This is a genomic window from Sphingomonas sp. SP5 (genome assembly GCF_058313455.1).
On record NZ_JBZFLF010000003.1, the window covers coordinates 280691 to 307501 of the forward strand.

At 66.2% G+C, this 26811-nt stretch carries 27 protein-coding genes and 1 tRNA gene; 6 read left to right on the forward strand and 22 right to left on the reverse strand.

Features of this window, described 5'->3' with window-relative positions:
* Window positions 1-92 precede the first annotated feature (92 nt).
* From lptG to obgE, 9 genes are all read right to left on the reverse strand, one after another.
* The gene (gene lptG / locus AC4GY7_RS09030) at window positions 93-1184 is read right to left on the reverse strand and encodes an LPS export ABC transporter permease LptG (protein ID WP_443583728.1); all 1092 of its coding nucleotides are present in this window, start codon (window positions 1182-1184) and stop codon (window positions 93-95) included.
* Window positions 1181-2374 carry an LPS export ABC transporter permease LptF gene (lptF, locus tag AC4GY7_RS09035; protein WP_443583727.1) on the reverse strand — a complete coding sequence of 398 codons (1194 nt, stop codon included), beginning with the start codon at window positions 2372-2374 and terminating at the stop codon, window positions 1181-1183. The genes lptG and lptF overlap by 4 nt, the downstream gene beginning before the upstream one ends.
* An 80-nt stretch (window positions 2375-2454) precedes the next feature.
* A complete protein-coding gene (locus AC4GY7_RS09040) occupies window positions 2455-4413 on the reverse strand; it encodes an ATP-binding protein (protein WP_491113086.1) in 1959 nt (652 codons plus the stop codon).
* 65 nt (window positions 4414-4478) lie between these two features.
* Window positions 4479-5741, reverse strand: coding sequence for a serine palmitoyltransferase (gene spt / locus AC4GY7_RS09045; RefSeq protein ID WP_491113088.1), 1263 nt, complete (start codon window positions 5739-5741; stop codon window positions 4479-4481).
* Complete coding sequence (locus tag AC4GY7_RS09050; RefSeq protein ID WP_443583724.1) at window positions 5738-5986, reverse strand: acyl carrier protein; 249 nt, start codon at window positions 5984-5986, stop codon at window positions 5738-5740. The genes spt and AC4GY7_RS09050 overlap by 4 nt, the downstream gene beginning before the upstream one ends.
* Window positions 5987-6029: 43 nt before the next feature.
* Entirely contained in the window at window positions 6030-6974 is a 945-nt protein-coding gene (locus AC4GY7_RS09055) for an NAD-dependent epimerase/dehydratase family protein (RefSeq protein ID WP_491113090.1), read from the reverse strand.
* The gene (gene proB / locus AC4GY7_RS09060) at window positions 6974-8074 is read right to left on the reverse strand and encodes a glutamate 5-kinase (RefSeq protein WP_491113092.1); all 1101 of its coding nucleotides are present in this window, start codon (window positions 8072-8074) and stop codon (window positions 6974-6976) included. Before proB ends, AC4GY7_RS09055 begins: the two co-directional genes overlap by 1 nt.
* A 35-nt stretch (window positions 8075-8109) precedes the next feature.
* A complete protein-coding gene (locus tag AC4GY7_RS09065) occupies window positions 8110-8667 on the reverse strand; it encodes a Uma2 family endonuclease (protein ID WP_491113094.1) in 558 nt (185 codons plus the stop codon).
* 32 nt (window positions 8668-8699) lie between these two features.
* The gene (gene obgE, locus AC4GY7_RS09070; protein WP_491113096.1) at window positions 8700-9746 is read right to left on the reverse strand and encodes a GTPase ObgE; all 1047 of its coding nucleotides are present in this window, start codon (window positions 9744-9746) and stop codon (window positions 8700-8702) included.
* Window positions 9747-9870: 124 nt separating this feature from the next.
* Here obgE and AC4GY7_RS09075 point away from each other — a divergent pair, with 124 nt between their 5' ends.
* Window positions 9871-10875 (forward strand): helix-turn-helix domain-containing protein, encoded by a 1005-nt coding sequence (locus AC4GY7_RS09075; RefSeq protein ID WP_491113098.1) that lies wholly within the window; start codon window positions 9871-9873, stop codon window positions 10873-10875.
* Between the two features lie 358 nt (window positions 10876-11233).
* On the opposite strand, the gene AC4GY7_RS09080 is transcribed toward AC4GY7_RS09075, so the two are convergent.
* Window positions 11234-11833: a TetR/AcrR family transcriptional regulator gene (locus AC4GY7_RS09080; RefSeq protein WP_491113724.1), complete on the reverse strand. Its 600-nt coding sequence runs from the start codon at window positions 11831-11833 to the stop codon at window positions 11234-11236.
* A 63-nt stretch (window positions 11834-11896) separates the two neighbouring features.
* Between AC4GY7_RS09080 and AC4GY7_RS09085 the strand changes: the two genes are divergently transcribed.
* The gene (locus AC4GY7_RS09085) at window positions 11897-12748 is read left to right on the forward strand and encodes a metal-dependent hydrolase (RefSeq protein WP_491113100.1); all 852 of its coding nucleotides are present in this window, start codon (window positions 11897-11899) and stop codon (window positions 12746-12748) included.
* 224 nt (window positions 12749-12972) lie between these two features.
* Here the strand turns inward: AC4GY7_RS09085 and AC4GY7_RS09090 are convergent, their stop codons facing one another.
* The 4 genes from AC4GY7_RS09090 to hspQ form a co-directional block, all read right to left on the reverse strand.
* Window positions 12973-13524, reverse strand: coding sequence for a GNAT family N-acetyltransferase (locus AC4GY7_RS09090; protein ID WP_491113102.1), 552 nt, complete (start codon window positions 13522-13524; stop codon window positions 12973-12975).
* 175 nt (window positions 13525-13699) lie between these two features.
* On the reverse strand, window positions 13700-13969 hold the full coding sequence (rpmA, locus tag AC4GY7_RS09095) for a 50S ribosomal protein L27 (protein WP_037534549.1): 270 nt from the start codon (window positions 13967-13969) through the stop codon (window positions 13700-13702).
* Between the two features lie 31 nt (window positions 13970-14000).
* The gene (gene rplU / locus AC4GY7_RS09100) at window positions 14001-14297 is read right to left on the reverse strand and encodes a 50S ribosomal protein L21 (protein WP_017979337.1); all 297 of its coding nucleotides are present in this window, start codon (window positions 14295-14297) and stop codon (window positions 14001-14003) included.
* A 138-nt stretch (window positions 14298-14435) separates the two neighbouring features.
* Window positions 14436-14816: a heat shock protein HspQ gene (hspQ, locus tag AC4GY7_RS09105; protein WP_443583716.1), complete on the reverse strand. Its 381-nt coding sequence runs from the start codon at window positions 14814-14816 to the stop codon at window positions 14436-14438.
* A 126-nt stretch (window positions 14817-14942) separates the two neighbouring features.
* Between hspQ and AC4GY7_RS09110 the strand changes: the two genes are divergently transcribed.
* Both AC4GY7_RS09110 and AC4GY7_RS09115 read left to right on the forward strand, forming a co-directional pair.
* Window positions 14943-15032, forward strand: a tRNA-Ser gene (locus tag AC4GY7_RS09110).
* 283 nt (window positions 15033-15315) lie between these two features.
* The gene (locus AC4GY7_RS09115; RefSeq protein WP_491113106.1) at window positions 15316-16548 is read left to right on the forward strand and encodes a hypothetical protein; all 1233 of its coding nucleotides are present in this window, start codon (window positions 15316-15318) and stop codon (window positions 16546-16548) included.
* Between the two features lie 66 nt (window positions 16549-16614).
* On the opposite strand, the gene AC4GY7_RS09120 is transcribed toward AC4GY7_RS09115, so the two are convergent.
* Window positions 16615-16992, reverse strand: a complete 378-nt coding sequence (locus AC4GY7_RS09120) for a hypothetical protein (RefSeq protein ID WP_491113107.1) — start codon at window positions 16990-16992, stop codon at window positions 16615-16617.
* A 48-nt stretch (window positions 16993-17040) separates the two neighbouring features.
* On the opposite strand from AC4GY7_RS09120, the gene AC4GY7_RS09125 reads away from it, so the two are divergent.
* Complete coding sequence (locus AC4GY7_RS09125) at window positions 17041-17367, forward strand: hypothetical protein (RefSeq protein ID WP_491113109.1); 327 nt, start codon at window positions 17041-17043, stop codon at window positions 17365-17367.
* Between the two features lie 337 nt (window positions 17368-17704).
* On the opposite strand, the gene AC4GY7_RS09130 is transcribed toward AC4GY7_RS09125, so the two are convergent.
* Window positions 17705-18718 (reverse strand): alpha/beta fold hydrolase, encoded by a 1014-nt coding sequence (locus AC4GY7_RS09130; protein ID WP_491113111.1) that lies wholly within the window; start codon window positions 18716-18718, stop codon window positions 17705-17707.
* Window positions 18719-19028: 310 nt separating this feature from the next.
* Between AC4GY7_RS09130 and AC4GY7_RS09135 the strand changes: the two genes are divergently transcribed.
* On the forward strand, window positions 19029-19460 hold the full coding sequence (locus AC4GY7_RS09135; RefSeq protein ID WP_491113113.1) for a hypothetical protein: 432 nt from the start codon (window positions 19029-19031) through the stop codon (window positions 19458-19460).
* A gap of 315 nt (window positions 19461-19775) precedes the next feature.
* Here the strand turns inward: AC4GY7_RS09135 and AC4GY7_RS09140 are convergent, their stop codons facing one another.
* The 6 genes from AC4GY7_RS09140 to AC4GY7_RS09165 form a co-directional block, all read right to left on the reverse strand.
* On the reverse strand, window positions 19776-21641 hold the full coding sequence (locus tag AC4GY7_RS09140; protein ID WP_491113115.1) for an ATP-binding protein: 1866 nt from the start codon (window positions 21639-21641) through the stop codon (window positions 19776-19778).
* Entirely contained in the window at window positions 21638-22642 is a 1005-nt protein-coding gene (locus tag AC4GY7_RS09145; RefSeq protein ID WP_491113117.1) for a SpoIIE family protein phosphatase, read from the reverse strand. The genes AC4GY7_RS09140 and AC4GY7_RS09145 overlap by 4 nt, the downstream gene beginning before the upstream one ends.
* A gap of 1 nt (window position 22643) precedes the next feature.
* Window positions 22644-23048 carry an ATP-binding protein gene (locus AC4GY7_RS09150; RefSeq protein ID WP_491113119.1) on the reverse strand — a complete coding sequence of 135 codons (405 nt, stop codon included), beginning with the start codon at window positions 23046-23048 and terminating at the stop codon, window positions 22644-22646.
* Window positions 23029-23436, reverse strand: a complete 408-nt coding sequence (locus tag AC4GY7_RS09155) for an STAS domain-containing protein (RefSeq protein ID WP_491113121.1) — start codon at window positions 23434-23436, stop codon at window positions 23029-23031. The genes AC4GY7_RS09150 and AC4GY7_RS09155 overlap by 20 nt, the downstream gene beginning before the upstream one ends.
* 5 nt (window positions 23437-23441) lie before the next feature.
* Window positions 23442-24299 (reverse strand): STAS domain-containing protein, encoded by an 858-nt coding sequence (locus AC4GY7_RS09160; RefSeq protein WP_491113123.1) that lies wholly within the window; start codon window positions 24297-24299, stop codon window positions 23442-23444.
* Window positions 24300-24584: 285 nt separating this feature from the next.
* A complete protein-coding gene (locus tag AC4GY7_RS09165) occupies window positions 24585-26633 on the reverse strand; it encodes a PAS domain S-box protein (protein WP_491113125.1) in 2049 nt (682 codons plus the stop codon).
* Between the last annotated feature and the right edge of the window lie 178 nt (window positions 26634-26811).

Here is a 26811-nt window from a genome sequence, read left to right on the forward strand (position 1 = left end):
TGCGTGCAGGCTCTCCCTGCCGGCGCTCTGGGGATGTAATGCGTCATGGTTAACGAAATGCTCGATACGGACATAATCCGCTGCCCGTTTACTTACTCCTCGGTGCGGATCAGCACGGCTTCACCGATCAGCAGGAACAGTAGGAAAGGGGCCCAGGCCGCGAGAAAGGGCGGGTAGGCGCCGAGATTGCCCATCGCGAGCGCGAAATTGTCGGCGACGAAATAGGCGAAGCCCAATGCCATGCCGATCACCGCGCGGACGAACAGCTGGCCGGAGCGCGCGATGCCGAACGCCGCCACCGCGCCCAGCAGCGGCATCAGCACCGCCGACAGCGGGCTCGAGAATTTATGCCACAGGGTCCCCTCCAGCGACTTGGTGGGGCGGCCCGCATCGCGCAGGTCACCGATCGCCGCGGCAAGCTGCGCGAAATCGAGTCCATCGGGGTTGACGTTGCCGAGCGTGAACTGGTCGGGCCGTACGCCCGGCGCGACGGTCACCGTGCCGAGGTTGGTGACCTTGCCGGTCGCGACGTCGAAGCGGGTGGTCGGGCTGATCGCCCAGCCATTGCCGACATGGCGGCCCTGAGCACCGCGAATGATCGCGACGAGCTCGCCGCCGGTGCGGTCATAGACCGTGACGTTACCGAGCCGGGTCGCCTGCCCGCGGCCGCGCACCTGCTGCACCGCGATCAAGTCGTCACCGTCGCGCACCCAGACGTTGGTCCGCTCGCCGCGATCGATCGGCAGCGCGCCGTAATCGACGTCCTTCCACTGATCGAGCGTCGCGGTCGCGCGGCTGACGATGCGTTCGTTGAAGGCGAAGCTGATGCCGGCAACGCCCAGGCTGGCGATCAGCAGCGGCGCAAGCACCTGATGCGCCGACAGGCCCGCGGCTTTAAGCGCGATGACTTCGCTGTTTTGGTTCATGGTGAAGAAGGTGGCGATTGCGCCGAGCAGTACCGAGAAGGGCAGCAAAAATGCGATGATTTGCGGCGCGCGCAGGCCGACATAGGTCCAAACCTGCGCCTGGGTGTTGCCGGGATGCGCCAGGATCGCACCCGATTCGCCGAGCAGGTCCAGCGTCTGCAGGATCAGCACGAGCGCGGCGAGCAGGCCGAAGGTGCGCGTCAGGAACAGGCGCACCATGTAGAAAGAGACGATGCGCGAGGGGAAGAAGGCGGTCATGCCATGCCCTTCTTGCGGCCACGGCCGGGGATGTAGCGGACGAACAGCTTGACGAGCTTGGAGAAGCCCCGCTCCAGCGCGCCGATCGGCTGACCGCCGGGAACATAGGCGATCTGATAGTACATCCACAGGATGATGCCGGCGAAGATGCAGAAGGGCACCCAGAGCGCGATCAGCGGATCGACCCTGCCCAGTTCGCCGATCGAGGCGGCGTATTCGTTCACCTTGTGATAGGCGACGATCATCACGATCGCTAGGAACGCGCCGAAGCCGGAACTCGATCGTTTCGGCGGCACGCCCAATGCCACCGCCAGCAACGGCAGCAGGAACATCGTCGCCACCTCCACCAGGCGGAAGTGGAATTCGGACCGGCTGCTGTCGCGCTGTTCCTCGCTGTGCGAGCTATGGCCCAGTTTGGCGAGTTCGGGCAGCGTGAATTCCAGGTTGCGGCCGCCGCGCTGGCGGAAATTCTCGTATCGCGGCAGCGGGATCGGCAGATCGTGCGAGGTGAAGGTCAGCACGCGCGGCACGGTGAAGTTGGGCGCCTTGTGGACCAAAGTTCCCTTGGTCAGGCGGAAGATGATCGTGTTGGGATCGTCGGTCGCGAGGAACTGGCCCGATTGCGCGGTGACCGAATAGCTGGTGCCCTTGTCATTGTAATAGACGAAGATGCCGTCGAGCTTGCGACCCTTGTCGTGGCTCTGTTCGATGCGCAGCGTCATGCGGTCGCCGAAATGCGTGAATTCGCCGACCTTGATCGACGCACCCAGCGCGCCGGTGCGCAGTTCGAAGCGGAGCTGCTCGTAATAATAGCGCGCCTTGGGCTGGACGAAGCCGACGATCGCGATGTTCAGCAGCGCCAATATGACGGCATACATGTACGGCACGCGCAGCAGCCGCGTGTAGCTGACGCCGACGGCGCGCAGCACGTCCAGTTCGGAATTGGCGGCAAGGCGGCGGAAGGCGAGCAGGATGCCGAGCAACAGGCCGATGGGGATACCGAGGCCGAGATATTCGGGCAGCAGATTGGCGAGCATCCGCCACACCACGCTGATCGGCCCGCCCTCCGTCGCGACGAAGACGAACAGGCGCTGGATGCGGTCGAGGACCAGCAGCATGGCGGCGATCGTCAGCGTCGAGAATAGCGGCAGCGCGATCAGCCGGGCCATGTAGCGGTCGAGGGAGGTCATGCGGGCAGGGGCTCGGGCCGGGACGGGGAGCCTCGCGTATAGGCGTGGCGGCGCGGGGCGTCAGCTAAAAAGGCGTAGGCCTATTCGGCGGCGATCTGCTGCGGCGGGGCAGGCCGCTCGCGCGCCATCGCCGCGCCGATCGCGCGCTCCAGCCCGGTCAGCGTGAACGGTTTGCGCAGCAGATGGTGGTCGCCGAATTCGGCGGCATTGGCCTCGCCCGCGAAACCGGTGACGAAGAGCACGGCGATATGGGGATAGCGCGGCCCGAGCGCGGCGATCATTTCCGGTCCGGTCTGACCCGGCATCAGCACGTCCGAGATGATGAGGTCGACATCCGGCCGTTCGGCGAGCAATCCCGCGGCCTTGGCGGGCGCATCGCAGGCGATGCCGTGGTGGCCCAGTTCCTCCAGCGCCCCCATCGTCGCGGCGAGCACGCGGGGATCGTCCTCCACCACGAGCACGACCAGTTCGTGCGGCACAGGGGCGACCGGCGCGATCTCGACCAGCGCGGCCGCGGCCGGCGTCTCCACCGCGGTATCGCGCGGCAGGTACAGCGTCACCGTCGTGCCGCGCCCCGGCGCGGTATCGATCGCGATCGAGCCGTCGAGCTGGCGGACCAGTGCGAAAATCTGGCTGAGGCCGAGGCCGGTGCCCTTGCCGGCTTCCTTGGTGGTGAAGAAGGGTTCGTAGACGCGCTCGACGACATCCGGCGTCATGCCGGTGCCGGTGTCGGTCACCGCGATCGTCAGGTAATCGCCCGCGGCGCAATGATCGACCTGATGCTCGGCCAGCGTTGCCGCGCCCGTCGCGATCAGCAGGTCGCCGCGTCCGTTCATCGCGTCGCGCGCGTTGACCGCCAGGTTCAATACGGCATTTTCCAGCTGCACGCGATCGGCGCGGAGATGCCAGGCGGGTGCGGTGTCGCGGGTGGTGACGGTGACCGCATCGCCCAGCGTCCGGTCGAGCAGTTCCGACATGCCGGACACGAGCTGGCCGGGCCGGATCGGTTCCGGCTTCAACGATTCCTCTCGGCTGAAGGCGAGGAGCCGGCGGGTGAGGGCGGCGGCGCGATTGGCGCCATCGGCTGCATTGTCGAGGTGGCGGGCCACCGCCGCCGGATCGCTCGTCACCGCCCGTTTAGCAAGTTCCAAGCCGCCGAGAACGACGGCCAGCATGTTGTTGAAGTCGTGGGCGATGCCGCCGGTCAGCTGGCCGACGGCCTCCATCTTCTGGATCTGGCGCAGCTTGGCTTCCTGCAAGCGCAACTCATCGGTCGCCTGCGCTACGGCGGCGGCCAGCTCTTCCGCGCGTTCGCGCTCCGCGTCCGCTTCGGCGCGAGCGAGTGCCCGTTCGCCGACCGCCTGCAAGGTGAACCAGCCGAGCACCAGCGCGCCGAGGACGATCAGGACGCCGAACACCGCCAGCACGCCGGCGATCCGGCTCGATTTGCTGACGGTGCGCATCGCATCGGCGGTGCGCGCGTCGAGCAGGGCGCGTTCGCCTGAAATGATCTCGTCGAGCGATCGGTCGATCGCGGTCAGCGTCGGCGACTGGCGCGCCTTGTAATAGCGGGCGAGGGCCTGGCTGTTCTTGCCGTAGGTGGTGCTGAGCGCAGTCAGCGACAGCTCTTCACCGCGCTGCATATAGGCATTGCGCAGCTGCGCGACGCGGGCGCTCTGTTCACCGGTCGGCTGCGTCAGTTGCTCCAGCCGGCCGAGCTGCGTGCCGGCGAGGCGCCACTGGTCGACGTAGATCTGGCCGAGTTCCTGCTCGGTCTTGCCGCTGATGACATAGCGGCCGAGCGACGCCTCTGCGCGCGCGATCGTGCCCGACACGGTGCGGGCGAGGATCATCACGTCGTAACTGTGCGCCTGCGCTTGGAGCGCGCGATCGCGCTGGCGGTTGGCGACGCCGAGCGTGACGATCAGCGCGACCAGCACCGCCGCGCCGAGCAGACCCATCACGACGAGCGTGATCGTCCGCCAGGCCGCGTCGCCACCCAGGGCCCCCCCCGGGACCGTTTCGGCGTCGTCCCGCATCACGGCAGCGATGCTACCGCGATTCGGCGGTCATGGAAAGACGCACGGCGTCGACGGGACGGATGTCAGCCGATGGCGCCAACGGCCTGTCCGGCCGCCTGGAAGCGCGCGATGACGGCATCGAGCTGCGCCGTCGTGTGTTCGGCACAGAGCGAACAGCGCAGCAGGAACGTGCCCGCCGGGGTCGCCGGGGGCCGCGCCATGTTCACGTAGACGCCGGCGTGCAGCAGCGCCTGCCACATCGTCACCGCCTGTTCCTGATCGTCCAGGATCACCGCGACGATGGCGCTGTCCGGCGCTTCGGTGCCGAGCCTGAAGCCCAGCGCTTTGAGGCCGCCGTGCAGCTGGCGGGCGTTGGCCCACAATTGTTCGCGCTTGGCATGCGCGGTGCTGAGCTTGCGGATCGATGCGGCGGCCGTGGCGACGACCGACGGCGGCAGGCTGGCGGTGAAGATATAGGCGCGGCAGGCGAGGCGGATCGCCTCGAACTTCGAATGGTTGGAGACGCAGAAGCCGCCGACGGTGCCGACCGATTTCGAGAAGGTGCCGACGACGAAGTCGACCTCGCCCTCCAGCCCCTGGTCCTCGTACACGCCGCGACCGTTGGGGCCGTAGAAGCCCATCGAGTGCGCTTCGTCGGACAGGACCATGGCGCCGTGCTTCTTGGCGACGGCGACCATCTCCCTGAGCGGCGCGATGTCGCCGAGCATCGAATAGACGCCCTCCAGCACCACCAGCTTGCCAGCATCCTTGGGCAGGCGGCCGAGGCGCTTGTCGAGATCCTCGACGCTGTTGTGGCGGAAGCGGACGATCTCGGCATAGCCCTGCTTGCAGCCGTCGTAGATCGAGGCATGGCTGTCGGCGTCGAGGATGACGTATTCACCCTTGCCGACCAGCGTCGAGATCATGCCGAGGTTGGCCATATAGCCGGTCGAGAAGACGATCGCGCCGCTGGTGCCGTAGAAGTCGCGCAGCGCGGCCTCGGCCTCCATATGGTCGCGGAAGGTGCCGTTGAGCATGCGGCTGCCGTTGGTGCCCGAACCGAACCGGTCGAGCGCTGCATGCCCGGCGGCGATGACGTCGGGATCGAACGTCATGCCCATGTAATTGTAGGTGCCGAGCAGGATCGTCTCGCGGCCGGAAATCACCGCCTCGGTCGGCGAGCGCACCTCGTCCATGACGATCGCGAATGGATCGGTGACGCCGGTGTCGATCAGCGCCTGCCGCTCGGCGATCAGGCCGTCGAACTTCGACATGAGGTCGCGTTCGGCCGGCACCGGGGCCGGGGTGAGATCGAGCGCCTCGGGCTGGAGACCGGTTTCGGTCATGCGTCCGCCTTCAGCTTGGCGACCGCATCGGCGAGCTGGCCGATCGTCTCGATCTCGGCCTGCATGTTCATCGTGATGATGATGTCGAACTCGTCCTCGATCGCGGCGACGAAATCCATGACCGTCAGGCTGTCCCATTCGAGATCGCCCTGGAAGGTCGTCGCTTCGGTCAGCGTGACGCCCTTTTTGTTGAACGGTTCGATCTGGCTCTTGATCGTGTCGAGGATCTGGGTGCGGTCGGTCATGATGGTCATCCGAATGGCGGCCAAATGCGGCAGGGTTGCGGCGCTATAGCAGCCCGTGGGCGCGATACCATCGCGCGGTATCGGCGAGGCCGGTGTCAAGGGCGATCCGCGGCGTCCAGAGCGAGGACGGCGGCCGCAAGGCGGGGCGCACCGACCAGTCGGGATGCGCCAGATAGCCGACCCGGTCGGCGGTGAGCTTGGCACCCGTGCCCCGCAGGGCGCGATCGAGGCGGGCGCCGAGCATCAGCAGCGCCCTGGGCAGGTGCAGCGCGGCGACGCGGCGGCGGCCGACGGCGCGGGCGATCCCCTGCGCCATGGCGGCGTGCGACAGGGGGTGGCCATCATCGACCTCATAGATCGTGGGTGGTTCGTCGCTGACGGCCAGCGCCAGCAGCAGCCGGGCGAGGTCGTCCACCGCGACCAGCGACACGATTCCGCGCGGCGGCAGCAGGGCGATGCCGAGCCGCGCGGCGCGGAACAGGTCGCGCATCTCCATGTCGCCGGGGCCGTAGACGCCGCTCGGGCGGACGATGCTCCAGTCGAGCCCGCTCGCCGTCACCAGCGCCTCCGCCTCCGCCTTCGACCAGCCGTAGATCGACAGGCCGGGTTCGCGCGCCGACAGCGAGGAGACGTGGACGAAGCGGCGTACCCCGGCGTGCGCGGCGGCGGCGAGCATCGCGCGGGTGCCGCCGATATTGCCGGCGACGAAGCCGGCGCGGGTCGGCGTGCTGACGACGCCGGCGACGTGGACGATCGCGTCGGCACCGGTGGCGAGCGTGCGAAGGGTGTCTGCCCGGTCGAGTGCGCCCTCGATCCAGGTCACGCCGGCGCGCGGTGGCTGCGGGCGGCGGGTGAGCGCACGGACGGGGTGGCCGGCGGCGAGCGCGCGGTCGACCAGGGCCTTGCCGACGAAGCCGGTGGCGCCGGTGATGGCGAGGGTGGCGATGCCTGCGCGGGCAGGGGGATGCTGCGGCGTGCTGTCGGCCATCACACCAGTGCCAGGTGGTTGCGATGCACCAGCGCGGCGCGCGGCGCATAGCCGAGGATCGCCGCCTGCTCGTCGGACCGCGTGCCGATCAGCCGCGTCGCGTCGCCCGCGTCATATTCCGACAGGCCGCGAGCCACGATGCCGCCCGGTCCCTCGATCGTCACCAGATCGCCGCGCGCGAAGCTGCCCTCGATTTCCGTCACGCCCGCGGCGAGCAGGCTGCCGCCGGCACCGAGCGCGTGGGCGGCGCCGGCGTCGACGTGGATGCGGCCGCGCGCGGTCAGGCCGCCGGCCAGCCACGCCTTGCGGGCGGGGGCGGTGCGCTCGGCGACGAACAGCGTGTGTCGCGGTTCGCCGGCCAGCGGATGGTCGTGCCGCCCGCTGGCGATGGCGAGGTGCGCACCGGCGCCGGTCGCGATCCGCGCCGCGGCGATCTTGGACACCATGCCGCCCGATCCCATGCCGGATGCCGATCCCGCATCGGCCATGGCGGCGACGGCGTCGATCCGCTCGACCCGCGCGATATGGCGCGCGGCGGGGTTGGTGTGCGGATTGGCATCGTACAGGCCGTCCACGTCGGACAGCAGCACCACCCCTTGCGCGCCGGCTGCCTGCGCGACGCGGGCGGCGAGCCGGTCGTTGTCGCCGAAGCGGATCTCCTCGGTCGCGACGCTGTCATTCTCGTTGATGACCGGGACGACGCCGAGGCCGAGCAGCCGATTCAGCGTCGCGGCGGCGTTGAGGTAGCGGCGCCGATCCTCCAGATCGTCCAACGTCACTAGCATCTGCGCCGCGGTGAGGCCGTGGCCGCCAAGCAGCTCGGCCCAGGTCTGGCTGAGGGCGATCTGGCCGGTCGCCGCCGCCGCCTGCGCATCCTCCAGGCTGGCGCGGCCGCCCTTGGCGAGGCCGAGCCGCCTCGCGCCGAGGGCGATGGCGCCCGACGAGACGATCGCCACCTGCTGCCCCGCTGCCACTCGCGCCGCCACGTCAGCGACCAGCGTCGCCAGCCATTCGCGCCGCACCGCCCCATCCGGCGCGACGAGCAGGGCCGAGCCGACCTTCACGATCAGCCGCGGGCAGGAGGGGGGAGCGAACAGCATCACACGCCGCCGTTAGCCCGACGGCCGCGAACGGATCAATCGCGCGCGAAGATTTCGTCGTGCGGCACCACCAAGCCGAGTGCCGGGAGAGACAGGTCGACGGGGGCATGGTGACTCTCATCCTGCCAGGCATGCGGCCCGGTGCGCTGGATGATGCGGAGCCGCTCGGTAGCGATGTCGACGAACACGATCGTGTCGACGCTGTCCAGAGCCTTGTATTCGTCGAGCTTCACCCTGAGGTCGGTGCGTGCGGTGCCGGCGGACAGCACCTCGAACAGCACGCGCGGATCGTCGAACGCCTTGGCATCATCGTTGGCCGGGTCGGTACGATTGCAGAAGACGCTGACGTCGGGATAGCGGATCGAGCGGTCGTGCGTCCGTGTCGCCATGCTAGACGGATACGGCTTGCAGCCGCTGCCGCGCAGCAAGGCGCCGAGTGTCCGCAGGAGGTTGCCTTGGATTTGGACGTGGCGCGCAGTACCGCCAGCCATCATCCGAATGACACCCACGTCCAGTTCCGCCTTTTTCTCACCGAACGTCATGCGGAGGAAGTCGTCTGCGGTGAGGGGCGGATAGGACGGCGAGGAGAACATGATGCCATCGTATCCGGTTCGGCCCTAATCGCCTAGCCCAGCGGCGACCAGCTGATCTCGTCCTCGCCTTCGTCCTCGTCGCCGACCGGTTCGGCGGCGGGAATGGCGTCGAGCAGGCGGTCGAGCACCCAGTCGACTCCGGTGCCGGCCGCGCCGGACAGCGGGATCACTTCGGTGCCGCTCTCCTCCGCCAGTTCGGCGGACAGCGCCTCGATCAACTCGTCGTCGAGCATGTCGATCTTGTTGAGCGCGACGACATGCGGCTTGTCGGCAAGGCCGCCGCCATAGGCCTCCAGCTCGGCGCGGACGATGCGATAGCTTTCGGCGACATCGGCATCGTTGGCGTCAACCAGGTGTAGGAGCACGCGGCAGCGCTCGATATGCCCCAGGAAGCGGTCGCCGATGCCGGCGCCGTCCGCCGCGCCCTCGATCAGGCCGGGAATGTCGGCGACGACGAATTCGCGTTGCCGGTGGCGCACCACGCCGAGCTGCGGCCGGGTGGTGGTGAAGGCATAGGCGCCGACCTTCGCCTGCGCGTTGGTGATGGCGTTGATGAAGGTCGACTTGCCGGCATTGGGCAGGCCGACCAGCCCGGCATCGGCGAGCAGCTTGAGGCGCAGCCACACCCAGGCCTCTTCCGAAGGCCAGCCGGTGCCGTGCTGGCGCGGCGCGCGGTTGGTCGAGGTCTTGTAGCTCGCATTGCCGCGGCCGCCGTCGCCGCCGCGCAGGAACACCTCGCGCTGGCCGACGCGGGTGAAGTCGAGCAGCACCTCGTCCTTGTCCTCCGACAGCACCTGCGTGCCGACCGGCACACGGATCACGAGGTCGTCGCCGCCGCCACCGGTGCGGTTGCTGCCCGATCCGCCATGGCCGCGGGGCGCGCGGAAGTGCTGGGTGTAGCGGAAATCGATCAGCGTGTTGAGCCCGGCCACCGCTTCGAACACGATGTCGCCGCCCTTGCCGCCGCTGCCGCCGTCGGGGCCGCCATATTCGATGAACTTTTCGCGGCGGAAGCTGACGGCGCCGGGGCCGCCCGAACCGGAACGGACGAAGATCTTGGCCTGGTCGAGGAAATGCATGGCGCCTCTTTAGCGTGATGGCCGCGAACGGCCAGCCCCCGGGGCGCGCCGGGCGATCGACTCCGCATCGGCGGCAGGTGATGGACCGTCCCGCCGGAGCGGGCTAAGGTTTCCGACAGTGACGATGACGCACCCTTCTGCCACCGATCCGATGCCCCGCCTAGCCTGGCAGCCGGTGTTCGACACGACGCCGTTGCCGCAGGCCGATCGCTACGCGATGTGGCGCGATGCCGATGTCGCCGGCCTCGCGACGCGCTACGACACCGTGCCGCACGAACCGTTTACCGTTGCGATGGATTGGCTCGATCTCGGCACGCTCGGCCTCGGGCAGGCGCGGATCACCGCGCAGGATTGGGACCGCAGCCAGGCGAAGGTGATCGCCGACGATTTCGACCAGCTGGTGGTCAACGTTCGTCACGTCGGCGGCGCGCGCGTCGACACCGGCGACCGCCGGGTGATCGCGCCGACGGGGTCGATCATGCTCGCCGACATGGCGCGGCCGATGCACCATTTCTCCGAGGCGTCGGTCAGCACAGGTTTCGCCCTGCCGCGCGAGGTGGCGGAACGCTTTCTGCCGTCGATGGAGCGGCTGCACGGCCTTGTCGTGCCGCCGGCACAGGCGGCCTTGCTGGTCAGCCATCTGGCATCGCTGCACGATCAGGCCGCGCATCTGCCCGCCACGGCGGGGCCGGTGCTGGCGCAGACGGTTATCGACCTCCTGGCGATGACGGTAACGGCGAGCCTGGGCACGGCGCCCGCCGACGCCGAACAGCATCAGCGCGGGCTGCTGGTGCAGTTGCGCGACACGATCGAGCGCAACCTCGGTTCGCCCTCGCTGAATACCGCGCGGCTGAGCCGGGAACTCGGCGTTTCGCGTTCGACGTTGTTCCGCCTGTTGCGGGACCAAGGCGGCGTGCAGGCCTATATCCGCGAACGCCGGCTGGCGCGGGTCGCCGACACGCTGCGCGATGGCGGCGACCGGCAGACGATCGCGGTCCTCGCCGAACGCTGGGGCTTCTGCGATGCCGCGTATCTCGGCCGCGCCTTCCGCGAGGCCTATGGCATCACGCCCGGCGACTATCGCGCTCTGCACCTGTCATCCCCGACACATCGCGGTACGACGCGGTAGCCGCCGATCGGCGCCGCGGACCCCCGTCGCGACATCGATCGGCGTCAGCCGTACGGGTGCGCGGATCAGCGCACCGTCTGGTCGGCTCGATCGAGCGGCATCCATTTGCCGTTGCCCTGCGCCTTGACCAACGGGGTCCCGCAACGGTCGCAAGCCGACTTCCATCGCGATCCGTCCGACCGGAGGCGACGCCGCACGCGCTTGTGACCCAGGATCCCGCACGCCAGGCGCTTGAATGACTGCATCATTGACCCATCCGATCGATAGGTCCGCATAGCCCCCAAGCCACGCACGCTGGAGGGGGCAGGGCATTGCGCTGGTGCCACAACACCATTGCCCATGTGTCAGGCCGGACCGGTCAGGCGGATGCGTTCGACCTCGCGAGCATCGCCACCGCGAGATCGCGCGCCTTGCCACGCGGCAGGCCGAGCGCCTGGGCCATGGCGGCACCGAGCAGCGCATCGCCCAGCGCCAGCAGGACCAGGTGCAGCGTTTCGTCCTGGATCGGCCGTTCGGCGGGTTGCACGCCATCGGCGAGTTCATCGACCAGATCGTGGATCGCCGACAGGATTGGATCGAGCGCATCGCGATTGCCGGACAGGATCATCCAGCTTGCCAGCCCGCCCGCGCCGCCGCTGTCGAAGGCGTCGAAGACGAGGTCGACGATCGCCCGCGGATCGGGCTCCGCCCCGCCGGCTGCAGCGCGGTTGTTCAGCACGGCATCGCGGATCGTCGAGGTGATGTAGCCCGCCATGCGCGCGATCAGCGCCTGCTGCAGCCCCTCGGCCGAGCCGAAATGGTGCAGCAGGTTGGCGTGTGTCCGTCCGATCCGCGCGCCGACTGCCTTCAGCGTCACCGCCTGCGGGCCGCTTTCGATCAACAGGCTCTGCGCGGCCTGCAACGCGGCATCGCGGCTCTGGGCGGGGGACAGGCGCTTGCCAAGGGTTGCGGTGGACAGGAGGATGACCTATTTACAGAAATGTAAGTAACGCCGAGCGCCCCTTTGTGTTTGGAGGAATCCATGGCGAAAGCAACCACGCCCGCCGATCTGGTCATCAAGCCGCGCGACCGCCGCTTCGGCCGCGGCATCGCCATGCGCCGCTGGTGGCTGAATGACGATCCGATCGCCACCGCCTTCTACAACGCCCTGTCGGTGACCTTCCCCAAGGGGGAGGGCTATTTCGTCGACAGCGTGCGCCGGTTCCGCGAGGGCACGCCGCCCAAGCTGACCGCGGAGATCAACGCCTTCATCAAGCAGGAGGTGATGCACACGCGCGAGCATGTCGCCTTCAACCGCCATGTCACCGATCAGGGTTACGACGTGACGCTGCTCGACCGCGATGTGGATGCCGCGCTGGCGCTGACCAAGGGGCGGCCGCCGATCGCCAGCCTTGCCGCGACCACCGCGCTCGAACATTTCACCGCAATGCTGGCGCATGAACTGATCGCCGATCCGCGGCATCTGGCGGGCGGCGAGGAACAGGCCAAGGCACTGTGGCTGTGGCATGCCGCCGAGGAGATCGAGCACAAGGGAGTCGCCTACGACACGTGGTTGCACGCGACGCAGGGCTGGTCGCGATTCCGGCGCTGGCGGATCAAGGCGTTGGTGATGCTGATCACCACCTGGCGCTTCTTCACCGGGCGGACGCGCGGCATGTTGGAACTGCTGCGGCAGGACGGGCTCAGCGGACCGCGGGTGTGGGCGCGGCTGGCGTGGTATGCGTTCGGCAATCCCGGCATGGCGCGCAAGGTTGCGGGCGTGTGGGCGGCCTATTTCCTGCCGGGCTTCCATCCGTGGAAGCACGACGACCGCGCGCTGATCGGGCTGGCGGAGAGTGACTATGAGGCCGCGGTGATGCCGCGGGCGGCTTAGGGGTTTCGCTGATCGAAGTCCTCTCTCGGCGCAGCCGGGGGAGGGGGGGCGACCGCGCAGGGGGTGGTGGAGAGGTTTGTCCACAAGCACGGGGCGTCGTTTACCTCCCCCTCCGTCCCCGCTTCGCGGCGCCACCTCCCCTTACGGGGAGGAATGATCGAAGGGAGGCCGCCCGGTTGGGCGGCGGTGTCTCTGCAAGCACGAAGCTTGCGAAGCCGCCGCGGCTACGCCGCGATTCGCATTGGTTCGCTTTGGTCCTCGTCGAGGTCGAGGGCGTAGCTGACCGCCGGTGCCGCCTCCGTCCGTGCGACCGACCGCTTCATCACCGTCCGCCCGGTGGCGCGGAAGCCGAGCTTGCGCAGCACGGCGCCCGATGCCGGATTGTCGGCGAAATGCCAGGCGCCGACCCGCGTCAGCGGCAGCGCGTGACGGGCGATATCGAGCACGGCGCGGCCGGCTTCCGTGGCATAGCCGCGGCCCCAGGCGGATGGCGTCAGCCAATAGCCGAGTTCCACCCCCGCTTCGCCGCCGAAGTCGGTGAGCGCGATCCCGCCGACCAAGGTCGGGGTGCCGGCCTCATGCGACTGGATCAGGAAGCGCGGCTCGTGGTTCGCACGCGGGCCGGCGGCGAAAGCGTGCGCATCGTCGATCGAATAGGGGAAGGGGACGCGCATCAGCATGCGGGCGACGCCTTCATGGCCGATCGCCTCGGCCAGCGCGGGGGCGTCTTCCGGCCATGCGGGCCGCAGCGTCAGTCTCTTGGTTCTGGCGAACATTCTTGCTCTCTCCTTGGCCACGCCGCTGCCACGCGCCTGTGACGCGGCAGGGACAGTCGGGGTCGGGAGCAAGAAAAAAGGGAGGCCGGGGTGACCCGCCTCCCTGATTTGGTTGGCACCGCCTGGGCGGTGCGACCGGGTCACCCTGGTGGGCAACCCGGCTGGTTACCCGATGTTATTCAGCGGCTTCCGCCATAATCTGCACCGAGCAGAATTTACGGCCGAGCTTGCCCTCGTGGAACGCCACGCGGCCGTCGACGAGCGCGAACAGCGTGTGATCCTTGCCGATCCCCACGTTCGCACCCGGATAGAATTTGGTCCCGCGCTGACGCACGAGGATGTTGCCGGCGATCGCTTCCTGACCACCGAACTTCTTGACGCCGAGGCGACGACCGGCCGAATCGCGACCGTTACGCGACGAACCGCCTGCTTTCTTATGTGCCATGCTGCTCTACTCCTGTTCGCGCGTGCTGGGCTCAGCCGACCGAAACGATCTTGAGGATCGTGTGGTTCTGGCGATGACCGTTCTTGCGGCGATAATTGTGACGGCGGCGCTTCTTGAAGACGATGACCTTCTCGCCCTTCGCCTGCGCGACGATCTCAGCGGCGACGGTCAGACCCTCGACGCTCTTGAGCTCGGAGCCTTCGCCCGCGAGCAGGACGTCACCCAGCGTGATCGATGCGCCGGCTTCGCCGTCCAGCTTCTCGACGACGATCTTGTCTCCGGCGGCGACGCGGTACTGCTTGCCGCCCGTGCGCACGACTGCGAACATGGCTCTAGTCACTTCCCAAAAAACATGTGCCCGCGCAGGATATGCCCGGCGGGATGAGCGGCGGCAGCTAAGGAAAACGCACCCTTCTGTCAACCTCCCGCCGGCGCGTTTTTGCCGGTGGGCCGGATTCCTGCCGCCTCAGTGGCGATGTTCGCGGCGCAGCGCGTAGCGACCGTCGGCGAAATCGGTGAACAGGCCGGAAATCGCCGGATGATCGACCGGCTCGTCGCTTTCGTCGGCCACCAGATTCTGCTGGCTGACATAGGCGACGTAGCTCGATTCCATGTTCTCGGCGAGCAGATGGTAGAAGGGCTGGTCCTTGCTCGGTCGCACGGACTCGGGAATCGCCTCATACCATTCGTCGGTGTTGGCGAAGACCGGATCGACATCGAAGATCACGCCGCGGAAATCGAACAGGCGATGGCGCACGACATCGCCGATCGAGAAGCGGGCGTGCGCGATGGCGGGCGCATCGATCTCGACGAAGGGGGGCGTAACCGTTGGGTCGTGGCGGGGCATGCGATCAATTTAAGCCTCTTTCCGCGCTGCACAAGCGGAACGGTGCTTGCCACCGCATGGCGAACCCGTTAGAGGCGCGCCCTCGACCGACCGACCGGCGCTGTTCGCACCGGAAACGTCTTCTGCGGAGAGGTGGCAGAGTGGTCGATTGTACCGCACTCGAAATGCGGCGTGCCTTTACGGGTACCGAGGGTTCGAATCCCTCCCTCTCCGCCACTTCGTCGACAGACTTCCACGCTACGCGGCAAATTCCACAATTTTCTCAGTACCCTGCGAGGGAATGCGGGCGTCTATAGACGCCTGAACTGCTGCTCGACTGCCCTAATCCCCTGCCATGCGTCTCTCAAATCCGCACGTAGTGCATCATGCGCACGTGCTGTCCTCGCGGTTTTCGTGAAAGCGCGCGAACGGCATCGCCGAGTGCATGCAATAGGATTTAGATTCGCCGCCCCCGAAACTATCGGAGTATAAAAAAGGGAGGCGGTCGCAGGAGCGCAGGATGAAGCAGGGCACTACCCGCCGCGGCAAGCCTCATTGTGAGGCGTTCCCGGCGATCGATATCCTGGAAGCGGAGCGCAGCCTGCGCTCAGGCAGCGAGCGATGCGAATGGCGTGACGAGCAGGGCGCTGTCGTAGGTAAGGGCAGCCTTGTTGCGCTCGACGGAACGCGCATGACGCTGGATTACACCTTTATCGGCTCGGCCAATATCGCAGCAGCGAGAGATGTGCTGACGGTTATGGTCAGCGGCACGCGGCGCAATCCTCATGTTGTTCGGAAAAGCTTTCATTGCCTTTCCTGCCAGAGTCGCGTGCAGGCGCTCTACTTCGTGACTGGAGCCTGGTCGTGCAGGAGGTGCCATAATCTTGTTTACTTAAAGCAAAGGCTGGGTGCTGTAAACAAGAATATTGTCTATCGTGATGAGCTTGACGCGGATCTGGGCCAAGTAGAAGGGCGTAAACGAGCAACGCGCGACTTCCACAATCAACAACGTCATCTGGATCGTATCAACCGCGAGCTTACGCAAAGCGGTTTCACCACTTTGCCGGAGGAGCTCTGTTATCGCACGACTTGCCGCTGGCTCGATGCTGGCGAGGTATTCGCGTTAGTCGACGGTCAGGCTCCGACTGCTGGCGCCCTTTCGTCCCGCTTGCCGGGGCTGGCCTACTTCCGACCGCCAGATGACGAGGCGTCGGATATACTGCCCTGCGAGTTGATCGGTTCGCCCATCCTCTATCGACCAGTGGCCGCGTTCCTTGAGCAGCACGTGGGAGACACGCTGGCTGCGGTGGAACGTGATATCGCTGAAGGCGCGCTGCTACTGCCAAGGCAAACAGCTGCGGCTGCATCGGCAGTGATAGCTGAGCGGTTGCTCCTCCAACCGCTGATGCTGACGAGTGGGTGGAGCGAGATCGATGATCGCTATACCTGGGAGGATCGTGCGGAAAGTACGAGCTTTGCTCACTGGAGTGGCGATCACCGGCTGTGGAAGATCGGCGTCGACAGCGCGGCGGCCAGGCAACCGCTGCACGCCATCCTCGATGATCACAGTGTGCAGGTGTGCGTGCGCTTGCCAGCGCAGGGACGTTCGGACGCCCGCAGGGATATCAAATCGGCTGCGACCGAGATCGAGAACCGACTGGCGGATGTCCAGGCGATGGTGAATGCGTTCAATGCCGGGCGTTTAGAGATCGCCCGGCGAGCGGTAAGGCGGAGGCACGCTTCCATCGGCTGAACGGTCCGACCACGGCGTGACGCAAGGCAGATAGCTTCGTCACGCTCATGGCCTTTGCCGCAGGGGCTAGATCAGGCCGTCGATGCCATGTTCATCCTGCTCCCACGGGTCGATCTCATGCCAGCCTTTACGCAGGTAATGGTCGCGGAAAAGCTTCTGAGCCTGGGTGGACGCCGCGATCCAGAAGCCGAGCATGACCACGATGGAGAACAGGCCAAAGATCACAAAGGAAACCAGGAACACGATGGCCATGAAGATCACGGGGCGCCACACCATCCGCGCGGCAAGATAGAAGCCGCCAAAGAGCAGGAGCCAGAGCCAGGCAAGATGCGGCACGCCCTCGCGCCAGCCTGTCGCCGGGTCTTCGTAGATCGCCGCGGTTTGTCGCGGATTGAAGAACTGGCGTGGGCGAGGCAGCCGGCGTCCGCCTTGTGTCACAGACATGCACGCACCTCCTCGACACGGCGCTGATTCGCTGCGGACCAGATCGACTTGTATGCGCGTGACGATGGCGAGCTCAACATCTGGTTCGTCCAGCATCTTGGATGGCCGGTGCTACTGAGCCTCGCCGACATCGACTGGCTTATCCTCGATGTGCGCGAGCGAACCGACCGGCAGGATCGGCTGACGGCGCTCCGCGCGGCGCATACGCTCTGGCGGCAATTCGGGGGCACCGACAGGGACATGCAGCGCATCGTCGACGCCGTCGCCGACGATGCTGAACTCTCAGTCCAGCTTGCGGTCTGGCGGTCAGCGCACGGCCCAGTTCCAGCCGCCCGGCGGCACGTGAACGAACGACCGCTTTCGGGGATGGCCTAAGCGAAGGCGGACGTCCGGATCTGGGTCTTCGCAGCGGTCGAGCGACTGATCGCAACATGGACGATCTTGGCCGCTCACCGCGTCGTTCGCGTTCCCGAAACGCACCGCTTGGGAAGGTTGTAGCTTTCCCGTTTCTCCGTCTTCACCCGATAGTTTCGGGAAATGCATTCGGGAACAGATTTCGGGAAAGCGGGTCCCGAAGGCGGCCGTCAGCCCGATCGGCGCGGCGGGATTCCCATCACAGGTTCGTTTGCGGGAAGACGGAACAGCACGCGCCCCTTCCTTGCCGTGGCATCACGACGGCTCCGTTGTCGAAGCCGCCGTTCAACCACATGGTTTACCTGGCTTGGCGGACCAGTTCATCGATCGCAGCGATGACGGCGTCAGGGTCGTCCTTGGGAATGAAATGCGAAGCCTCGGGGACGGTCCGGTGCTGGCCATTGCTCGACAGCTTCGCGACCTGCTCGTGGAGGCCAAACCAAGTGGCATCGAGCTTGGCTTGGTCCGCCTTTGCCAAATCCGGATTGAAGTTGGATTTGCCAGCGGTCATCACGATCAACGGCATTGTACCGTAGGATCGCTGAGCCGCTTCGACTTCTCGACCCGAGACATCCAGGCTTTGCAGTTCGGAGGCGGCGGTCCGCTGGTAGCCAGCTGTCAGCTGCTGCGCTCGATGTGCTGCATTGATGGCTTCGGGAAGCGACTTGCTTGCGGGGTCGACACAGGGACGGCTCTCGCGAGTATCAGGTTTGATCGTGCCCGCGATGATGCCCTGCGAGCACCGCGCGACCGCCCCGGTCAGCCCGTCCATGTCGGCTTTGTACGATGTCGATACGGCGCCCATCTTCGGGACCTGGCCGGGAACGGTCGGATCGATCAGCAGCATGCCCTTCATCTCGCGCCGGTGGTCGACGGCAAACAGACGGGCATCAAGGCCGCCCAGAGAATGAGCCACGAGAATATACGGCCCGTGCTCGCGAGCTGCCTTCAACAGCAATCCCAAGTCCTTGGCGATCGGGGCGGCGCTACGAGGCAGGGCGGCTGCATCGCTGAAACCGTATCCCGCGCGGTCATAGCTACACACCCGGGTAGTGGCGGCAACTCGGGACTGGATCGTGCGCCACCACATCGTTGTCGTAGTCCATCCCCCTTCTAGGACAACGGTGGGCGCCCCCTTTCCCGTGCAATACAGGTTCATGCGTCGTCCGTCCGGGAGCGTCACGAGCTGTTGGGGCCGAGCATAGATGGCCAAGTCGCCATCGGCTGGCGCTGGGGTGACTTGGGCCAGAGTTGCGCCAGCCAAACCGAAGGCCGACATCGCGACGAGCGCCGCGAGGTAAATTCTCGTCATTCTTTCCCCCTTTGAATAGGCCGGCCACTTACCGCAGGGAGGTAGAATTGAAAGCCGAAGCGGCGGCAGCATTCCGATCGAGGATCGCGTGGGCTGGCCCATCCGTGCTCCGCAATGAGGTTGATGCTCGCGTTCGGCTCTCGCTCCTCCCCTTTCATCGGGGCCTGACGGCATTTTTTTGCGAGACTGCACGCATTCTCGCAATAGCATCCCAATCGTAAACCCTTCCATACGGCGGATTGAGCCTGCGCAAGCGCAAAGGTGCGATAGGTGAAAAACCAGCTTTTCTGCGCGCTGATGTGATGGAAGAATGACGGCCATGCACGACGAGGCGATGTTTCGGAAGCTGGGGGAGCACCATGCAAATATCCGGGCGGGGATCGCAGAGATCCGACACCACTGCGAGGCGGTGACGCCGGACGTAGCCGGGCTAGGAGCTGCACGGCTGCGGCTGAGCAAGGCGAGCGCAGCACGATCGAAATTTGTGGTCGACGAGGTTGTGCCAAAAGTACGACAGGTTGCGGATGAGCGGCTGAGAGGCGAGCTGACGGAGATGCAACGCGCTTTCGCCGCGAAGCGGCTGAAATCGAGCGAGCATGTGACGGTATGGTCGTCGGCCGCTATCGAAAAAGACTGGCAGGGGTATCGCGCTGCCGCGCGTCAGATTTGGGCGATGATGGAAGAGCAGATGGCCCGTGAGAGCCGCGTCCTGGGCGAGCGGTTAAAGCCTCCCAACCAATGATGGGCCCGCGCCTCTGAGTTCCAGCGATCACTGTCGCTGTCGGCCTCGTCCTGCGCACGGGCATGTGGTCGTGAATCAGCTCGTGACGGAGCCTAAGCTGAAGCGGACGTGCACGGCGCTGATGTAGGTCCACACCGGCGCCCCGCTCACGATCTTCCGGGCATAAGGTCAGACCGCACTGGTAAGCGTCCCGATCAACCATCAATTCCGAGAACCCTCGCCCCGTCTCGCTGACGGTTCCAAATCGGACGGTGCGCCTTGGTCGCAGCACCGCATTTGTGACCTGTAAAAAGGTGTATGCGACGTTTGCTCCGACTAACCTGCAACTCCACAAGCGCGATCGATGGCGCTGCGAACCTTGGATGCAAGATCACCATAGGTGAAAGGCTTCGACAACAGCTCGACCCCTTCTTCCAGTCGCTCATTCTGAACGATCGTCTCGCGTGCGTAGCCCGACGTGAACAGGATCGGTGTGTTCGGCCGCGCGGTGTGCGCATGAACAGCGATGTCCCGGCCGGTGAGCGAGCCGGGCAGCACGACATCGGTGAAGATGAGGTCGAACGATTGCTCGCCGTCGATAATCTCAATGGCGGACGCGCCGTCCTCAACGGCGATCACGCCGTAGCCTAGCTCGCCAAGAACATCGCAGGTGTGGGCTCGCACGTCCGGGTCGTCTTCGACGACGAGCACCGTTTCGCCGGCCCGGGCTGGCGTCGCCGTCGGCGCCAGCGCGACCTCTTCCGGGGTCAAGGTGCCGGTGAACCGCGGAAGGTACAGTGTCACCGTCGTACCCCGGCCGAGGCTGCTCTCGATCCTGAGATGCCCGCCTGACTGCCTGACGAACCCGTATACCATCGACAGGCCGAGCCCGGTGCCCTTGCCGACCTCCTTGGTGGTGAAGAACGGCTCAAACACGCGCGCCATGGTATCATCCGACATGCCGGCGCCAGTGTCGCACACAGCCAGCGACACGTAGTGGCCGGGCGCTGCGTCCTCCTCGGCGTCGGCCTCGCCAATGATGCCGTTGGCCGTCGTGATCGTCAGTTTACCCCCCGGCGCCATCGCGTCGCGGGCGTTGACGGCGAGGTTGAGGAGGGCGTTCTCGAGTTGGTTGGCGTCGGCCTCTACCCGCCACAGATCACCGGCCAGATGCGTGTCGATCGAGACGGTCTCGCCAAGCGTCCGCCGCATCAGGTCCGACATGCCGTCAACCAAGTGGTTGGGATCGAGCGGCTTGGGCGCAAGCGGCTGACGCCGCGCAAAAGCCAACAGCCGTTGCGTCAGCGTCGCCGCGCGCTGGGCCCCCGACATGGCGTTGTCAGCCGCCCTACGCAGCTTGGCGTCGCCCTCCGGCAGCCGACGCGACAGCATCTCGAGGTTGCCGGTGACGATCTGGAGGAGATTGTTGAAGTCATGAGCGATCCCGCCGGTGAGCTGCCCAACCGCCTCCATTTTCTGTGCCTGGCGGAGTGCGTCGTTGGCCTGCTGGCAGTCCGAAACCGCCGTGGCCACGCGCTCTTCGAGATGGGCATTGAGCGAGGAGAGCTGCGCCGCCTTCTCGTCGAGCTCGGCGTAGAGCGCGACGACGCCACGGTTGGTCTCTTCCAGCTCTGCGTTGAGCCGGTCCGCCTCCTCCTGCTTCGCCCGCAGCTCGGCGAGCGCGTGGAGCAGTTCCTGGTTCTGCTTGCGCGCCTCTACCAGCGGATCGGAGGCGCCGGTCGACGCCAGCACCCTACCGATCTCGGCAAGCCTGGCGTTGTCGACGGAGGTGATGCTCTGCGGCAGCCGCTTTCCGAGCAGGACGCTGGTCCCTTGCCCGACGTGGCTGTCGATCTCGAAGCGATCCATCAGCCGCCTGGTGCCTGAGATGCCGACCCCCATGCCGGTCGTGCTCTTGAAACGTCCTTCAAGGATCGCCTCGACATCGGCGATGCCGGGTCCCTTGTCGCGCACGCGCATGACGAGGCTCGGGTGCGGCAGCTGCCCGATCGCGAACTCGATACGACCACCACCCCCATAGGTGGTGGCGTTGCGCGCGATCTCCGACACGGCGGTGGCGATCCGCGTCTGGTCCTGCGCCTCGAAGCCGAGGAGGTCGGCGATCTGGCGGGCGCGCTGACGCGCGACGACAATGTCGCCCTCCTCGATCAGTGCGACTGTCAGGATGTTGGTCACACTCATGACGGTTCTACCCGCGCGACGAACACCGTCACGTCATCGCGCCCGCGGCTGAAATCACGCCACAACACCCCGGCGATGAGCGCGGGATGGTGCGCCCGGAGGCCCGGATAGGCATCGAGATCCCAGCTCGTCGCCAGCCCATCGGAGGCAAGAATGACCAGGGTCGTGCGCTCGATCGGATAGCTGAAATCACGCATGTGGCGCGCGATGTGGCCGATCGTGCCGTTGTTCGAGATCATGCGGCGAACGCCACCATGGTCATCGACGAGGGTCGCCGCGACGTTGCCGACGCCTGCGAACACGATCTGCCGCTTGTTCGCGTCGAACCGGGCGATACCGATCGCCGCACCGCGTGTCGGGCGTAGGGCACCGTGCATGGCGGCCAGCATCTGGCTGGGGAGAAGCGGTGCGGACGCCTGGAAGGACCGTGCGGCGGCATGCGCCGCCTCGGCCGCAGAAGGACCATGGCCGAGGCCATCGGCGACCATGAAGACGATGCCGGCGTCATCCTGCTTGCGACACCAGGTATCGCCGCACGCTTCCTCGCCTCTCAGGGGAATGTTGACTGCGCCGTAATCGGGGTCGCCCGGCTGGCGGTTCGGCCTGTCCGATCCCCGTTGGAAGCGGGTCAGGATCGCGGTGCCGCAACTGGGACTTGAGTAGATGTCCATCACGTGCGATCCGCGGACGATCGCGCCGAGGCCGTTACCGGCGGTTCCGGCGGTCGAGTGCCCATCACGGATCGAGGCGGCGACGTCGGCCATGCCGACGCCCTTGTCGAGCGCCAGGCATTCGACGCCTGCACCCGAGACGTCCTCGTAGCTTCCGATAAGCAGCGAGCCGCCATCGCCATGCTTGAGCACGTTGGTCGCAAGTTCAGTCACGACTATGGCGACCCGTCCGGCCTCTTGCTCGTCGAAGCCGTGGGTGCTGGCCAAGGTGACCGCGGCGCGCCGGGCTTCGGCGACCTGCGACGCGTCACGCACTTCGATGGCGCGCACCCTACTTCCAGCGCGCAACCGTGATGCGCGTACCTTTGCCCACCACGGAGTGAAGATCGAAGTCGCTGCACAGACGCCGCGCTCCACTGAGGCCAAGCCCCAGGCCGCCGCCCGTAGTGTAGCCATCGGTCAGCGCCAAATCGAGATTGGGGATGCCGGGACCCCTATCCTCGAAGGTCAGCCGTACGCCGCGGCGGAAGGGGTCGGTGAAGGTCTCGATCCGCACCGTGCCGCCATGGCCGTAATCCAGCGTGTTGCGGGCTAGCTCGCTCGCGGCGGTCACGATCTTGGTCTGATCGACAAGGCCCAGCCCCGCAGCGATGGCCTGGGCCCTGACCGCCTGACGGACACGCACGACATCGTCGGACTGATCGATCCGCAGCGTTTCATCCGTCGTGGCGATCATCGTCGCTCTCCGGAGCGTCGTCGACGACTTCCTCATATTGGCCGCTGCCGATCAGGGCCATGCCGCGCTCGACGTTGAGCGCCGTCTTCACGCCGTTAAGGGACAGGCCAAGCTCGACGAGGGTAATCGCGACCGCCGGCCGCATGCCGACGACAACAGTGTCGGCATCGAGCAGGCGCGACACCGCCGCGATATTGTCGAGCATCCGGCCCATGAAGGAGTCGACGATCTCGAGACCCGAGATATCGATCATCACGCCGCGCGCGCCGGTCGCGACGATGCGCTCGGACAGGTCCTCCTCAAGCGCCTTGGCTAGGCGGTCGTGGATGTCGACCTGGATGCTGACGAGCAGCGCCCGGCCAAGCTTGAGGATGGGAATGCGATCCACCGGACTCAGGCCTTGGGGGCCTTGCGGACGACGCTGCGCCCGGTGCGCTGGAAGGCGAGTGCCAGCGCGTCGGCCAGCGTTGCCTTCGACACCACGTCGAGCTCGACGCCGAGATGCACCATCGTCTGGGCGATTTGCGGGCGGATACCCGACACGATGCAGTCCGCGCCCATCAGCCGCGCCGCGGCAATCGTCTTGAGGAGATGCTGTGCGACGAGCGTGTCAACTGTCGGCACGCCGGTGATGTCGATGATGGCGAGGTCTGCGCTCTGGTCGACGATCGCCTGAAGCAGATTCTCCATCACCACCTGGGTGCGGGCGGAATCGAGCGTGCCGATCAGCGGCAGCGCCAGGATGCCGTCCCACAGCTTGACGACCGGGGTCGACAGCTCCGCGATCTCGTCCTGCTGGCGCCGAACAATCTCCTCACGGCTGCGCTGGTACACCTCCATGGTGTAAAGCCCGAGCTGGTCGAGAATCTGCGACATCTGCCAGCCGATGCTCGCGACCGCATCGGCATCGTCAGGGTAGCTCGTACGGACCTGCTCGAAGAGCGGCTCCTTGAGCGAGAACACGAACGTCGCCGTCTCCGTCGGGGTGAAACCCTGGATGGCGCGCGACCGCGACACCTCGCCGAGCAGGTCGCGGGCGGGAGAGAAGGCCGGGTCGGCAGCGGTCGTGGCCCCGGCACCAAGGCCGGTGGCGAACGCCGTGAGGAAGTCCCTGCACTGCGTCTCCAATTCGGCATCCTTCATGCGACCTGCACCACCACCGGCAGCGGCGAGCAGCTCGCGCCAGCGCATGATTATGGCGCTTTCCTGGTCGCGGACGATGTTTGACAGGGCACCGAAGCCGTTTTCCATATTTTCCCGTTCTATGCAGGTAGCTTAGTCTTGGTAGCGAGCCGACGTTGCGCTGTCGCCTAAGATCGTTCCGCCGTTCGACGTCTGAGGGCTACCATGCCGCATTCGCGGATCATGAAAGGCCGAGAACACGTACACATCCAGAGCAGCGGTCGCGCTGCTATTTGGCTAACCAAGCGGGAAGGACACCTACCGACCGGCTTCTTTAGGAAGCACATTGATGTAGCGATGCGGTCACAAGGCGGCAGAAGATTTCCCAATCGACCGTTTCTATAAGCAGGAAGATCAGCTTGCAGCCCTGCTCCGCTTCTCATCCAGTGTCGTCCGCAAGGTGCGGGCGAGTTCATCGATCGAATAGGGTTTGCGCAGCAGCTCGAAGCCGTGCGTGCCGTTCTCCGCGAGGACCGTGCTGTAGCCGCTCGTCAGGATGACAGGCAGGTTCGGGTCGAGCCGCCTGATCTCCTCGCCCAGCTCGATCCCCGACATGCCGGGCATCACCACGTCCGAAAAAACGATCTCGAACCGGCTCGCATCGGACGCAAGCTCGGCAAGAGCGCTCGCACCGTTGTTGGCCAGCAGCGTCTTGTAGCCGAGTTCGGCCAGCGCGTCGGTCGCGAAGCGGCCGACCTCCGCGTTATCCTCAACCACCAGGATGCAGGCGCCGGCGCCGCGACCATCGTTGGCTGGCGAGACCTCGATGGCCGCCATGTCCGCAGCCGCGGTCGCCGTCGGCAGGTAAAGGACGAAGGCTGCGCCTTCACCTGGCTTGCTCTCGACGATGATCTCGCCCCCGGACTGCTTGGCGAAGCCGAACACCTGGCTGAGACCCAGCCCCGTGCCTTCACCAACGCCTTTGGTCGTGAAGAACGGCTCGAAGATGCGGTCGATCTGGTCGGCCGCAATGCCGGCGCCAGTGTCACGGACGGTTATGGTGATGAAGTCGCCGGGTATCGCATCGTGCGCGCGCACCGGCGGGATGACGGTCGCCGTGCCGATGCCGAATGTCAGCGTGCCCTCGCCGCCCATCGCGTCGCGGGCATTGACCGCCATGTTGACGATGGCGGTGTCGAACTGGCTGCGATCGGCGTTGATCGGATGCGCGCCGGCGGGGATGTCGGTGACGATGCGGATGCGCGATCCCGTCAGCGTGCCGATCATGCTCTGGATGGCGCCGACGCTCTCACCGGCATCGAACGTTTCGGGCTTCAACGTCTGACGCCTTGCGAACGCCAGCAGCTGGCCGGTGAGCTTGGCAGCGCGGTCGGCGGTGTCGGCGATGGCATCGGTGTAGCGCTTGCGCCGCTCTTCCGACACGTCCGGCCGGCGCAGCAGGTCCACCGATCCCTTGATAACGGTGAGCAGGTTGTTGAAGTCGTGCGCGACGCCGCCCGTCAGCTGCCCGATCGCCTCGACCTTCTGCGACTGGCGTAGCGCCTCCTCGGTGCGCATGCGGGTGTCGACCTCGGCCGCGACGCGCTCTTCCAGCGTGGCGTTCAGCTCGCGCAGCTGCTCGTCAGCCTTCCGTTCGCTGGTGCGATCGCGCAGCACCTTGACGAAACCCACCGGCTGGTCGGCCGCATCGCGCAGTACCGTCATTTCACCGCTCGCCCAGAAGCGCTCGCCGGTCTTGCGCAAATGCCAGCGCTCGTCGGTGCCGCGGCCGGTCTTGAGGGCCATCTCCATTTCGACACGCGGGCGATTGCCCGCCCGGTCCTCGGGGGTGAAGAAGCGGTCGATCGGACCGCCCAGCATCTCCTCCTCGCTCCACCCGATCACGCGCGTCGCGCCCTCGTTCCAGTGGGTGATGTTGCCATCGAGGTTCGTGGCGACGATCGCATAGTCGATCGCGCTGTCCATGATCTGGCGGTTGCGGACCTCATTCTCCCGAACGGCCCGCGCCATCTTCACCTGCTCGGTGGTCTCGATGCAGGGGCAGAAGAAGCCGTCGATTCCGCCACCTTGATGGTGGATCGGGGTATACGAATAGGCGAAGTGCGTCTCCTCCGGGTAGCCGTTGCGCTCCATCATCAGCATGATGTCGTCGGTGTGCGACGGGATGCCGGCATAGGCATCGTCCACGAGGGGACGCAGGTCGGCCTCGATCTCGTGCCAGACCTCGAGGAAGGGACGGCCCAGCGCATCCGGGTGCTTGCCCCCGAGGATCGACACGTAGCGATCGTTGTAGAGCAGCATCTGCTCTGGGCCCCAGACGATGAACATCGGCTGGTTCGCCTCCAGCATGACGCTGACCAGCGTCCGCAGCGATTGCGGCCAGGAGGTGAGCGGACCTAGCGGTGTATCTTCCCAAGGGTGGCGACGAATCCGATTAGCCAACTCGCCATCATTCGGAATGAAACTCAGCATCCTGCCACAACCCTGCCCCTCTGGATCGACCATATAGCGGTCCGACGGTCGCCTTCCAGCCGCTCGTCAGCGGCTTGCCGGACAAGGAGTTATCGCAATATCAATGCCATCCTGACTACCGCTTCTCCGGACGTTCCCGAGCCCCAAG